We start from the raw sequence: 12,457 nt of genomic DNA on the forward strand, positions 1-12,457 counted from the left end.
GAAGTAGGATTTGTAGGGTTTGGGGATGAGCAGTTCTGATCTATATCATTTAATCTTTTTCTGTTTGATAAACCCTTGTTTTACCTTGGTTAAAATGAAAAAGCAAATGTTAAATAAACGGGATGGAAGCGTTTGTTTGAGCTCTTTTTAATGATTTTTCTTCATTAAAAAAGCGAGTGCGTACAGCCCGACTAGCGGAGGTTTGAGGCGATAAATTTGCTTTTCAAAAAATATTGTCGCAATATTATTTTACAAAAGGAGTTTTTAGGTGAATATTTTAATTTAAAAGCACAGAGATGAAAAAAATACTATTAGCAGCATTTGTGGTGTTGGTAACATCGGCAAGTGTATTTGCCCAGTTTAATTTGGGATTAAAAGCGGGTTTAAACTACAGTACGATAAAGGCACAAGACAAGGAGTTTGACGAATCTGGGATTTTAGGTTACCAAGTTGGTGCCTGGGCAAGAATTGGCAATAAACTTTATTTACAGCCCGAAGCTTATATTGGCACTAAAGGCGCCGATTTAACGATAAACATAAACTCTACAACGGGAGCATCTACAGAAGAAAAGAAGCAAAAATTTACCACTTTAGATGTGCCGCTTTTGTTGGGGACAAAATTTGGGGTAGATAAACTGAACTTTAGGATAATGGCCGGACCGGCTTTTCAGTTCAATTTAGACGACAATAGCAGTGCGTTTGCACAAGCAACAGACCCTAATTTTTATAAGTACAGGGATTTTGTAACCAACGGGCAAATTGGTGCGGGCGTTGATGTTGGAAATTTTTCTGTTGATTTAAGGTATGAAACAAGTTTGCAGGACATTAATAAAAGCAACGGCCAAAAGCAAAACTTGGTACATTTAAGTTTGGGCTTTAAGATTTTGTAGGCTAGGTTTCTACAAAAGAGGCTCGGTTTTTACAGAAAAACCGAGCCTCTTTGTTTCAATTTTTAAAAAGCGGTAGGTGTTTTGGGTTGAAAAATTAAACGCTTTGCCCAAAAGTTAGCAGATTATTATCTGGATCTAACAAAGAAAACTCTTTTTGCCCCCAAGGTTGGGTTTTTAAACCGCCGTTGGGATGAATTTTTACGTCATCACGGATGAAGGACTTATAGAGAACATCAATATCGGTTGTCCTGATATAAACCTGGCCATAATTTTCTTTTGTGTCTAGATCTTTAAACTCAAAAAAATGGATTTCGATCTGTTCTTTTTGTAGTATTAAATATTGCGGAAAATCATGACTTCCAATATCTCTAAAACCCAGCTTAACATAAAAATATTTTGTAATGGCTTTGTTCCTCATGGGTAATTTGGGGCAGATTGATATCATCATTTTTTTAGTTTTAACTTGGTAAACTTATTTTTCCCATGCTTAAGGTTTGCCCACCAAAAACCCGATAGTTACCAGTAAGCGTTTCATTGGCTAATATAGCAAACAATAGTGCTTCTTTAGCATCTGGGTTTATGCCTAGATCAGCAATGTTTTTGAACTGGACTTCTGGGATCAGCAGTTTTAAATTACTCTTTAATAAAGGGTTATGAACGCCGCCACCGCTTAAATAAACAGGGGTATTATCCAAACTAGGCACTAATTTCTTAATCGCTTTTTCTATACAAACCGCAGAAAAACGATTTAGGGTTGCCATAATGCCTTCATTAGAAATTTCTTTAACGGCTGTTTTTTTTAAAGCCGCGGTTAAATAATCAAGGTTAAACAATTCGGGGCCCGTGGTTTTTGGGTAATCCAAATCAAAGAAGGGATGGTTTAATAAGGCATTTAAAAGGGTATGGTTTATCTTCCCCAAAGCGGCAATTTTAGCGTTTTCATCATAAAAAAGCGAGGGGTTTATACTGTTTATAAATTGATCCATTAGGGTGTTACCGGGGCCAACATCTGTACTTATAATATCCTCAAACTTTCCGTTTACCGGTAAATAAGTGAAATTGGCAATGCCTCCAATATTTAATAAAACCCTGTTTTCCTTGCTATTTTTAAACAATAAAAAATCGCCATAAATGGCTAGTGGGGCACCTTCTAAACCTTGGGCAATATTTTTTTGGCGGAAATCGCTAAAAGCAATTATCCCTGCGTTTACTGCCAATTGATCGGCATCGCCAATTTGAAGCGTGGCATTCCCCGTTTCGTCTTTTGATCTTGATCTTACTGGAGCGTGATAAATGGTTTGCCCATGGCTGGCAATGAGGTCAACATCGGCGGAAGCCAAATTTATTTTATTTAGAAACGCTTTTACCATTTGCCCATGTAAAGCACCTATTTTTTTATGGAGCAAGCAAAGGTGTTTTAGATCAACAGTTTTTTTAAAGGCGATTTTTTGGATTTGGTTTTTGAACGCTTTATCATAAGGAATGGTTTCAAACGCTTTAACCGTGGCTTTTGTGGTTAACCCCGAACCAGAGATTTCGCAGAGCGCAATATCTAAACCGTCTAAAGAAGTACCAGACATTAAACCAATAATTAGCCGGGGTTCTTTTTTAGCAATTAGGTTCAATTTTAAAAGCCAATTGTTCATTCGTTCAAAATTTATCACAAGATACAATTAGCGATCGGTTTTTGCTTGAAAAGATAGACGGGAATGATTAGATTGCTTTGTCTTTTTAAGCCAAACCAACCATGCAAAATACCATAAAGCCCAATAAAAGGCTACTTTCTTTAGATGTTTTTAGAGGGGCAACCGTTGCCGCCATGATCTTGGTAAATAACCCGGGAGATTGGGGGCATATTTATGCGCCATTAGAACATTCTGAATGGAACGGTTGCACACCAACCGACCTGATTTTCCCTTTCTTTTTATTTATTGTTGGCGTTTCTATTGTTTTTGCCTTGGATGCAAAAAAGAAGATATTGGAAAACCATCTTTCTTTAACAAGGATCATTTTAAAGAGGACGGTAATTTTATTTTGTTTGGGCTTGCTGATGTCTTTGCAGCCATATTTCGACTTTGCAACCGTTAGAATACCGGGTGTTTTACAAAGGATCGCATTGGTTTATTTGGCCAGCGCATTAATTTTTCTGTACGCTATACCTCAAAATATCTTTAAAATCTTTATTGTGCTACTAAGCAGTTATTGGCTAATGATGATCTTGATTCCGGTTCCGGGGTTTGGGGCGGCAAATTTAGAAATGGAAAGCAATTTGGGCGCTTGGCTAGACAGAACGCTTTTAACCGAAAACCATTTATGGATTTTGAGCAAAACCTGGGATCCCGAAGGGATTTTGGGTACCCTGCCTTCTATTGCTTCGGGATTATTTGGCGTGATGATGGGTAGCATATTAAGAACAGAAAGCAGAACGGCAGATAATAAAGTGGCTTGGTTGTTTGCTTTTGGCTTTATTGCTTTTTTGTTGGGTTTAACTTGGGGCTTGTTTTTCCCTATCAACAAATCTTTATGGACAAGCTCTTTTGTTTTATATTCTGGAGGCCTGGCAAGCATGGGCTTGGCATTATGTTATTGGTTAATTGATGTAAAAGGATTTACAAAGTTTACCAAGCCATTTGTAATTTATGGCGTTAACGCCATTACGGTATATTTTGTATCGGGAATAGTAGCAAGATCAATGAACCTACTAAAAACCACCTTAAACGGACAAGAGGTTAGCTGGAAAAACTTTCTTTACGAACAGTTTTTTACGCCTTATTTTTCTCCTAACAACGCATCCGTTGCTTGGGCAATTAGCTTCGTTCTTATTTGGTATATCATACTTTGGGCAATGTTTAAGAGAAATATTGTTATCAAAGTTTAAAAAGGCGGCAGGCAAAAAGCGATAAGCGGCTTTAAACCTTTCTTGGCTTGTGATCAAAAGTCTTACTGAATGGCCCTGGCTTTTTCTTCATCTGCTCCCGATTCCCTTTTTTGAAACGCCTTAACGGTTTTTTTGCCAAATTTATAACTAAAACTTAGCCTTACGCTTTGTGTTTCAGATTTATCTTCTGCAGCAACACTAAGCCCAACTAAATTGCTTGCATACCTGTTGCTGTTGGTGTTAAATAAATCGGTAATTACCAGCCTTAAACTCCCGCTTTTATTTAAAACAGGTTTGCTAAAGCCCATATTAATGAAATAAAGGGGTTTAAATCTATAAACAGCATAAGCCGTGGGGGTTTCATAAACCATGTTTATAGAGGCTTTAACAGCCCGTGGTAATTGTAAGGTATGGTTTAGGGTAATAGCACCATTAAAGCCGCTATTGTAGATTTCTTTTTTAAAGCCATCGGTATATTTAAAATATTCTTTGTTGGCTTCCGCCGATAGGTCAACATCGTACCACTTGGCGATGGAAATAGGAAAGCCAACCGATAGGCCGATGGCCTGCCGATAATCAAAATTTTGATTGCTTGTGGTGGCTATATTGCTATTTGGGTTTTGTTGATAAACGATAAAAGTGAAATTATTTGTATAGTTATAAAACAAAGACACCAAATACTTTGAATTATGCTCCCACTCTATTTTAGCACTATTAACGTAGCAGGGCCTCAATTGGGGGTTTCCTTGGTTATAGGTATATTGATCTAGGTAATAAGAGAAAGGGTTTAGCTGGTCATATCTTGGCCTTACAATTCCCTTATCATAAGAAATAGATAGTTTGTTTTTCTTATCAAGCTCTCTGGCATAACTTAAATTGGGGAATAGGCTAAAATAATTTCTATTTATTAAATCGTTTTTAGAGCTGGTATCGCCTTGGGCAAAGGTTTCTTCTAAGCGTAAACCAACAGAGAGGCTGTTCTTTTCTTTTTTATAATCATAATTGTAATATCCTGCCAAGATAGATTCTTGATAATCAAAAAGAATGCTTGGGTTAAGGGCATAACCAGAGCCCGATATAATATTGATCAACCTGTTGTTAGATGTTTTTACATGGCTAATTTTTGCGCCTAAAGCCGAAGATGCCGATTTGCCAAATGGCGCAGAATAATCTATTTTACCGCTTAAGATATTGATTTTAGAAGGGGTAAGGTTATTAAAAACCAAAGGAGGTTTATATTCGCTCCCGGTTTGGTTTAGATAAGAACTACGAAGGTTTTCATCCGATTTTCTAGAGAAGGTTAAAAAATCGACCTCGGCATTTAAGGCCTTACCTTTTTCGTTCAATTCTTTTTTAAAAGCAAAACTTCCGGATAGGTTTTTGATCGATCTGTTTTCTAAAGAGATAGAATTTACGGTAGAATCTAACTGATCGTTACTGCTGATCAAGCTTTTGTTAAACTCATCAGAAAAAAAAACGTTGCTAAAAGCATTTAATAAAACCGATACCGATTGGTTTTTATCCAGCTGATGATCATAACCCAGAACAATATTTTGGTTATTTTTGGTCTTTGTATCATTATTGGTAATATTAAAAAGCACATTGCTGCCCGCTTTGCTCATAAACGGATAGATTCTGGCCCTGTTTAAAAAGGTTTGGTCTAAGGCTTTTATTTTGGCATAATCATAATTGATATAAAAATTACTGTTTTTTGTTCTTTTATTAATGTTGATGCCGGTATTATATCTATAATTGATGCCTAGGCCTGCGCCAAAAGAAAAGGCTCCGTTGGTACCAACGTTTTTACCTTTTTTAAATTTGATATTGATAATGCCACCACGATAGGCCGCATCGTATTTTGAAGAATTACCGTCTATAATTTCTATTTTTTCTATGTTGTTGGTCTGCAGGTTCTTTAAATAATCAACCAAGTTTGGGCCAGATAAGTTGCTGGGTTTATCATCTATAAAAACGGCCACATTACTTTGCCCCTTCAGGCTAATTTCATCGTTTCTGATGCTCATCCCCGGTAGGGTTTCAAAAATTTCAAACCCCGTACTTCCCAAGCCAAAAACGCTGTTTTCTAAATTGATCACGGTTTTGCCGATCTTGCGCTCTATGTAGGGTTTATTGGCCACCACCCTTATTTCTTTTAAGCTTTTATCGGTTTTGATGATCGTAATGGTACCTATATTTACTTCTTTTGAAGAAGAGGTAATGGTTACCGGGCCAACATATTTAGTTAAAAAGCCGATATTTTGAAACAAAACCAGATATTTTAAAGGCGTTAGATCATCGAAATAAAAAGAGCCGGAAACATCGGTAATGGTACTTTTGAGCAGGGTAGAATCTTTAACGCTTAGCAAAAAAACATTAATGCCTTCAATTGGCTGATCGGCGTAAGAAACCTTACCGGCCAACTTTTCTTGGGCGTAAGAATTATTAAAAACAATTAGAAAGATAAAAACAGCAAGTAAACTTTTGATCATAGGCGAAAAACAACGGTAAAATAGTTGTTGTAAAAGATAAAACTAAAAAAATTTTTTAATAAAAAAACAAAAGCCATCTTTTTAGGGATGGCTTTTTGATCAAACTTTAACAAAGTATAGCTAGCTCATTTTAAGCTTTTTCTGAATATCGTGAACGTAAGCTTTAAATTTTTTATCGGTATCAATCAAATCTTCTACGGTTTGGCAGGCGTAAATTACGGTAGAGTGGTCTCTGCCGCCAAAGAAAGCCCCAATAGACTTTAAAGAAGTTTTTGTGTGGCTTTTAGAAAGGTACATAGAAATTTGGCGGGCCTGTACAATTTCTCTTTTTCTGGTTTTGGATTTTACCATTTCAATAGGAACTTCAAAATACTCGCACACCAACTTTTGGATGTATTCCATAGAGATTTCTTTGCTTGTATTTTTGATAAAGTTCTTTAACATCTGTTTAGCTAACGCTAAATCAATCTCTTTCTTATTTAAAGTAGATTGTGCCAGCAGGGAAACCATCGCTCCTTCTAGCTCCCTTACGTTGTTATCAATGTTGTTGGCAACATATTCTATCACATCGTTTGGTAATTCTATACCGTCTTGGTACATCTTCTTTTTTAGGATGGCCATACGTGTTTCTATATCTGGTACAGAAAGATCTGCAGACAAGCCCCATTTAAACCTAGATAATAACCTTTCTTCTAAACCTGCAAGGTCTTTCGGCGGTTTATCTGATGTTAAGATCAATTGTTTACCACTTTGGTGGAGATGGTTAAAAATATGGAAGAAAATATCCTGTGTTTTATCCTTACCCGCAAAGTTGTGCACATCATCCATAATAATGATGTCCATTGCTTGGTAAAAATTCACAAAATCGTTAATGGTGTTGTTCTTTAAAGAATCTACAAATTGTTGGCAAAATTTCTCGCAAGAGACATAGATTACCAACTTGTCGGGCATCGTTTTCTTTACCTCGTTGCCAATAGCTTGTGCCAAATGGGTTTTACCTAAGCCAACGCCGCCATAAATCATTAAGGGATTAAAAGAAGTGCCCCCGGGTTTTGCACCAACCGCATAACCTGCAGATCTTGCTAACCTATTGCAATCCCCCTCGATAAAATTCTCGAAAGTATAATTTGGGTTTAACTGCGGATCTACCTGTAATTTTTTTAATCCGGGTATAACAAACGGGTTTTTAATATCCTTATTTAATGCAATAGGCATTGGTATAGATTGGTTCTTACCCTCCGCACCGTTTCCGCTTGAAGGTAAGTTTGTGGTATATGGTTTTTGTGAAGACGATTTTTCTACAACGATATTGTATTCTAATCTGCCCTTATCCCCCAGGTGTTTTTTAACCGTTTTCCTTAACAGGCCTACATAATGTTCTTCTAGCCACTCGTAAAAGAACAAGCTTGGCACCTGAATGGTTAAAACACTTTCCTCCAACCTTAAAGGAATGATAGGCTCAAACCAAGTCTTAAAACTTTGGGTCGGAATATTATCCTTAATTATTTGGAGACAGTTTTCCCATACAAGGGTACAAGTTTTTTCCATGTTAATTTTCTAAAATGCTGATTTAAAATGCGATGGAAACGTGGCGGGGATGCCTGTTTCCTAGCATCGAAGATTGAAAAAAAAATCGGTTAAAAAAACTAAATTTTAAAATTATTATCAAGTGTCTCTAAAGCAGAAGCATAAGTGGTTTTTTCTTGTTTTTGAAACCAGATTTATGATCAAATAGCCGGAAATAATTTCGAAAGGTTTAGATTTTTTATTACCCATAAAAAAATCAGATGTGGGCAAAAAAGGAGCGGTAATTTTATTGAAGATTAAATTTTTATAACGGATGGTTGTATCGTAGGCTTAATTTAAGCCTTCTGGGTTGTATTTTTAAGTTTAAGGAAAAAAGAGCACCGTTAAGTTGTGGCAATATTTTAGTTTTCTACGGCTAAGAAACGGTTGTAAAATGGTTTTTTAAAAGGTTTTCATCAATAGAGCTTGTAACCCTTAGCACATAGAAACCCGCACAACCTGCTGTTGGAAATCGCCATAATAAATATTAAAATAGAATATGGTTATGGTTTTCCTGAACAGCCTTTTTGAGATTAAAAGGTTATGAGCTTAGCCTTAGATCCCGCTCCCTGCCGATAAATTAATACTCACCAAAAACCTCTCTCAGTACATCCGCAATTTCGCCCAAAGTTGCATATACCTCTACAGAGGCTAAAATAAAGGGCATTAAGTTATCCTTACCTTTTGCCGCTGTTTTTAATGCCGTTAATCTTAACGCAACTTCTTTATTATTTCTTTCGGCCTTAAGCTTGGTTATTTTTTCGGTTTGCTCAATCCTGATATTATCGTCAACCCTAAAAACCTCTGGGTTAACCTTCTCATCTGCGGTAAATTTATTCACCCCAACAATGATCATTTCGCCAGATTCAATAGCTTTTTGATAATCATAGGCAGCCGCCGCAATCTCGTTTTGTATATATCCTTGCTCAATGGCGTTTACAGAACCGCCTAAGGCATCAATCTTATCAAGGTATTTCTGTGCGGCAATCTCTATTTCATCGGTTAAAGATTCTACAAAGAAAGAGCCAGCCAAAGGATCAACGGTTTGGGTAACACCACTTTCGTGGGCAATTAATTGTTGGGTTCGCAAGGCGATAGACGCAGCTTCTTCTGTTGGCAAAGAAAGGGCCTCGTCGTAACCATTGGTATGTAAAGATTGCGTTCCGCCTAAAACGGCAGCCATTGCTTGGTTGGTAACTCGTACGATATTATTGATAGGTTGTTGTGCCGTTAAGGTAGATCCCCCTGTTTGGGTATGGAACCTTAACTGTTGTGCCCTTGTATCGGTTGCGCCCAACTCTTTGGTTATTTTTGCCCACATACGCCTTGCGGCCCTAAATTTGGCAATTTCCTCAAAAAAATTATTATGACAATTAAAAAAAAACGACAATCGCTTTGCAAAAACATTAATATCTAAGCCCTTATCTAAAGCGGCCTTCAAATAAGCTTTTCCGTTTGCTAAGGTAAAGGCCAATTCTTGCACAGCGGTAGAGCCCGCTTCCCTAATATGGTAACCAGAAATAGAAATGGTATTCCATTTTGGCACCTCTTTGGCGCAAAACTCAAAGATATCAGTAATTAAACGCATGGATGCCTTTGGTGGGTAAATGTAGGTTCCGCGGGCAGCGTATTCTTTTAAGATGTCGTTTTGGATGGTTCCAGAGATTTTAGCTAAATCTGCCCCTTGTTTTTTTGCTAGGGCAATGTACATGGCCAACAGCGTTGCCGCCGTTGCGTTAATGGTCATAGAGGTGGTAATTTTTTCCAACGCTATCCCATCAAATAATTCTTCAATATCTTTTAATGAATCTATCGCAACGCCAACTTTTCCAACTTCGCCATCTGCCATATCATGATCACTATCATACCCAATTTGTGTGGGTAGATCAAAAGCAACGGAAAGGCCCGTTGTGCCTTGCTGCAATAAATAATGATAACGTTTATTAGATTCGGCAGCGGTAGAAAACCCGGCATATTGCCGCATGGTCCATAAACGGCCACGGTACATATCTTTTTGGATACCTCTTGTAAAAGGAAATTCTGCTGGTAATTCTTGCATAGGGTTACAAGAAGTATAAACTTCCTTTATTTCAATTCCAGAAGAGGTCTCGTTTTTTTTATCAGACATTTTTTTATACTTCTTGGATATCGTTCTTCATTACCAACAAAGCCAGATCATAAGGGTTTTCTTCCAGTTCATCTAGCTTGGTAAAAACCGCTTTACTTAATTCTACGGCAGAAGATTCTGGGGGCAAACTTTTGGCCGTGTGGTTTACTAAACCAATGGTATCATCTTTTACCCGTTTTAAAATATTCCAAGCGTTATTGCTAATGTACAATTGTTGTGAAATATTATGCTGAAACTCTGCTTTTACCTCGTTGATAACGATATTTTGCATCATTTGGGTACTCATGCCTGGTTGATGCAACCTTACCATCAAATTGATCGGATTAATTCTTTCTGTGAAAACAATCATCCTTTCATAGGCTTGCAACTTTAAGGGCAGAATATCTTTAACCACCATTTTTTTATATTCCAATTCTTTTAAATTATAATAGGTATCAAAATGATTTTTGAGCAGAAAGTAGGCGGTAAAAAAAACAAACAATCCCGAAAGGGTATATTTTAGAACATCTACAAAGAAAGCGGTAATATCCATTGGTTTTTAATGTAAGTTAAGGGTAATAAATTTGGGTAAAAAACAAAAATCTACATTTTACCGTATATTTGTATAATTAATTTATCGATTTATGAGCACAGCAGTAGAAACAGTAGCACCAGTAAGCTTAACCGAAGGTGCAAAAAAAGAAATAAAGAAGTTGATGTCGCAACAAGAGTTGGGAGCAGAGTTTGGTTTACGGTTAGGTGTAGAGGGCGGAGGTTGTTCTGGGATGACTTATGTTTTAGGTTTTGATCAAACAAAAGAGGGCGATAGCGAATATGATATTGATGGGATTAGGGTTTTTATGCATAAAGCACATGGTTTATATTTAGCCGGTATGCAAGTAGATTTTCAACAAGGCTTAAATGCTAGGGGATTTGTTTTTAATAACCCTAACGCAGCAAGTACTTGCGGTTGTGGAACAAGTTTTTCTGTATAATATTTAGAGGCTTAAGGCAGAAAGCAAAAAGCCAAAAGGAAGCAAAAAACGCCAACGCTATTAAAGTTGGCGTTTTTTGTTTAGCTAATGTTTATCATTCCGTTAGCCAGCCGGCTAATCGGGACCTTATCAAGATGGATTCTCATATGGTTTACCAATTTGCAAATGAGATGCTGAATGCACCGGTTGGCAGACAGCAGGAACAAAAAAGCTTAAATATACCTGTTGATCAAGTTTTCTAAAAACTCTTGCTTTCCGCTAATGGTTTCTGGCTCACCTTTTTCTATGGCATAAGCCCTTAAATCTTCTAAAGAAAGTTTTCCTTCTTCAAATTCTTTCCCTTTTCCGGTATCAAAAGAGCTGTATCTATCCGTTCTAATTTTCTTGTAATCAGATTTTTGCAAGATATTATCAGCTGTGATTAAAGCCCTTGCAAATAAATCCATACCACCAACATGGGCATAAAATAAATCAGCAGCATCTGTAGAGTTTCTTCTGATTTTAGCATCAAAGTTAATACCGCCACCTTTAACGCCACCAGCATCTAAGATGATCAACATTGCCTCTGTTAATTCATTAATATCATTAGGGAATTGATCGGTATCCCAACCGTTTTGGTAATCACCACGGTTTGCATCAATGGAACCTAACATCCCAGCATCTGCAGCAACCTGCAGTTCATGTTGAAAGGTATGGCCGGCCAATGTTGCGTGGTTAACCTCCAAGTTCAATTTAAAATCCTCTGCTAAATCAAACTTGTTTAAGAAACCCAAAACGGTTGCTGCATCATAATCATACTGATGTTTAGATGGTTCACAAGGCTTTGGCTCTATAAAGAAAGGTCCATTGAAACCATTTTTGCGGGCGTAATCTTTAGAAGCGTGTAAAAACCGGGCAAAATGTTCTTGCTCGCGTTTCATATCTGTGTTAAGCAAAGTCATGTAACCTTCACGGCCGCCCCAAAAAACATAATTCTCGCCGCCCAGCTCAATAGTTGCATCAATTGCGGCCTTTACTTGCGCAGCACCATGCGCCAAAACATGAAAATCTGGGTTTGTGGCAGCACCATTCATGTATCTTGAGTGAGAAAATAAATTGGCTGTCCCCCAAAGTAATTTGATGCCCGTATCCGTTTGTTTCTGTTTTGCATAATCTACTAAAGCTTGCAAACGTTTTTCGTTTTCTGCAATGTTGTTTCCGTAATCAACCACATCAACATCGTGAAAACAATAATATGGCAAGCTCATTTTAGATAAAAACTCAAATGCGGCATCCATTTTATCTTTAGCCCTTTCTATAACATCTGCTTTTTTATCCCAAGGGAAAATATGCGTAGGCCCACCAAAAGGATCTGCGCCCGTTCCGTTAAAAGAATGCCAATATGCGCCGGCAAAGCGTAAATGTTCTTTTAATGTTTTACCCGCAATTACACGGGTTTCATCATACCATCTAAAAGCCAAAGGATTATCGCTCTCTAATCCCTCAAATTTTACCTTTCCAATTTCTTTAAAAAATTCCATGTTGTATATTGA

At 37.2% G+C, this 12,457-nt stretch carries 10 protein-coding genes; 3 read left to right on the forward strand and 7 right to left on the reverse strand.

Going from position 1 to position 12,457, the window contains the following annotated elements; all coding sequences use genetic code 11:
* The first annotated feature begins 296 nt into the window (after positions 1–296).
* Positions 297–890, forward strand: coding sequence for a porin family protein (locus tag I5M32_RS00660; RefSeq protein ID WP_200583868.1), 594 nt, complete (start codon positions 297–299; stop codon positions 888–890).
* Between the two features lie 94 nt (positions 891–984).
* Here I5M32_RS00660 and I5M32_RS00665 read toward each other — a convergent pair whose 3' ends face one another.
* Positions 985–1,338, reverse strand: coding sequence for a bleomycin resistance protein (locus I5M32_RS00665; protein WP_200583870.1), 354 nt, complete (start codon positions 1,336–1,338; stop codon positions 985–987).
* A gap of 10 nt (positions 1,339–1,348) precedes the next feature.
* The gene (locus tag I5M32_RS00670; RefSeq protein WP_200583872.1) at positions 1,349–2,536 is read right to left on the reverse strand and encodes an anhydro-N-acetylmuramic acid kinase; all 1,188 of its coding nucleotides are present in this window, start codon (positions 2,534–2,536) and stop codon (positions 1,349–1,351) included.
* 101 nt (positions 2,537–2,637) lie between these two features.
* Here I5M32_RS00670 and I5M32_RS00675 point away from each other — a divergent pair, with 101 nt between their 5' ends.
* Positions 2,638–3,768, forward strand: coding sequence for an acyltransferase family protein (locus tag I5M32_RS00675; protein WP_200583874.1), 1,131 nt, complete (start codon positions 2,638–2,640; stop codon positions 3,766–3,768).
* Positions 3,769–3,830: 62 nt separating this feature from the next.
* Here I5M32_RS00675 and I5M32_RS00680 read toward each other — a convergent pair whose 3' ends face one another.
* The 4 genes from I5M32_RS00680 to I5M32_RS00695 all read right to left on the reverse strand — a co-directional run bounded on the left by I5M32_RS00680 (position 3,831) and on the right by I5M32_RS00695 (position 10,483).
* Complete coding sequence (locus tag I5M32_RS00680) at positions 3,831–6,257, reverse strand: outer membrane beta-barrel protein (RefSeq protein WP_200583876.1); 2,427 nt, start codon at positions 6,255–6,257, stop codon at positions 3,831–3,833.
* Positions 6,258–6,377: 120 nt separating this feature from the next.
* Positions 6,378–7,805 carry a chromosomal replication initiator protein DnaA gene (gene dnaA, locus I5M32_RS00685; protein ID WP_200583878.1) on the reverse strand — a complete coding sequence of 476 codons (1,428 nt, stop codon included), beginning with the start codon at positions 7,803–7,805 and terminating at the stop codon, positions 6,378–6,380.
* Between the two features lie 598 nt (positions 7,806–8,403).
* Entirely contained in the window at positions 8,404–9,951 is a 1,548-nt protein-coding gene (locus tag I5M32_RS00690) for an acyl-CoA mutase large subunit family protein (protein WP_200583880.1), read from the reverse strand.
* 4 nt (positions 9,952–9,955) lie between these two features.
* Positions 9,956–10,483 (reverse strand): DUF7935 family protein, encoded by a 528-nt coding sequence (locus I5M32_RS00695; RefSeq protein ID WP_200583883.1) that lies wholly within the window; start codon positions 10,481–10,483, stop codon positions 9,956–9,958.
* A gap of 91 nt (positions 10,484–10,574) precedes the next feature.
* Here I5M32_RS00695 and I5M32_RS00700 point away from each other — a divergent pair, with 91 nt between their 5' ends.
* Entirely contained in the window at positions 10,575–10,925 is a 351-nt protein-coding gene (locus tag I5M32_RS00700; RefSeq protein ID WP_200583886.1) for a HesB/IscA family protein, read from the forward strand.
* 212 nt (positions 10,926–11,137) lie between these two features.
* Here I5M32_RS00700 and xylA read toward each other — a convergent pair whose 3' ends face one another.
* Positions 11,138–12,445, reverse strand: a complete 1,308-nt coding sequence (xylA, locus tag I5M32_RS00705) for a xylose isomerase (protein ID WP_200583889.1) — start codon at positions 12,443–12,445, stop codon at positions 11,138–11,140.
* Positions 12,446–12,457 lie beyond the last annotated feature (12 nt).

It is taken from the genome of Pedobacter segetis, from assembly GCF_016623585.1.
Lineage (GTDB): Bacteria > Bacteroidota > Bacteroidia > Sphingobacteriales > Sphingobacteriaceae > Pseudopedobacter > Pseudopedobacter segetis.

Coding starts and splice junctions, on each gene's coding strand:
- I5M32_RS00695 (WP_200583883.1), bottom strand. CDS start 10,483: ATGGATATTACCGCTTTCTTTGTAGATGTTCTAAAATATACCCTTTCG.
- I5M32_RS00690 (WP_200583880.1), bottom strand. CDS start 9,951: ATGTCTGATAAAAAAAACGAGACCTCTTCTGGAATTGAAATAAAGGAA.
- dnaA (WP_200583878.1), bottom strand. CDS start 7,805: ATGGAAAAAACTTGTACCCTTGTATGGGAAAACTGTCTCCAAATAATT.
- xylA (WP_200583889.1), bottom strand. CDS start 12,445: ATGGAATTTTTTAAAGAAATTGGAAAGGTAAAATTTGAGGGATTAGAG.
- I5M32_RS00700 (WP_200583886.1), top strand. CDS start 10,575: ATGAGCACAGCAGTAGAAACAGTAGCACCAGTAAGCTTAACCGAAGGT.
- I5M32_RS00660 (WP_200583868.1), top strand. CDS start 297: ATGAAAAAAATACTATTAGCAGCATTTGTGGTGTTGGTAACATCGGCA.
- I5M32_RS00665 (WP_200583870.1), bottom strand. CDS start 1,338: ATGATGATATCAATCTGCCCCAAATTACCCATGAGGAACAAAGCCATT.
- I5M32_RS00670 (WP_200583872.1), bottom strand. CDS start 2,536: ATGAACAATTGGCTTTTAAAATTGAACCTAATTGCTAAAAAAGAACCC.
- I5M32_RS00675 (WP_200583874.1), top strand. CDS start 2,638: ATGCAAAATACCATAAAGCCCAATAAAAGGCTACTTTCTTTAGATGTT.
- I5M32_RS00680 (WP_200583876.1), bottom strand. CDS start 6,257: ATGATCAAAAGTTTACTTGCTGTTTTTATCTTTCTAATTGTTTTTAAT.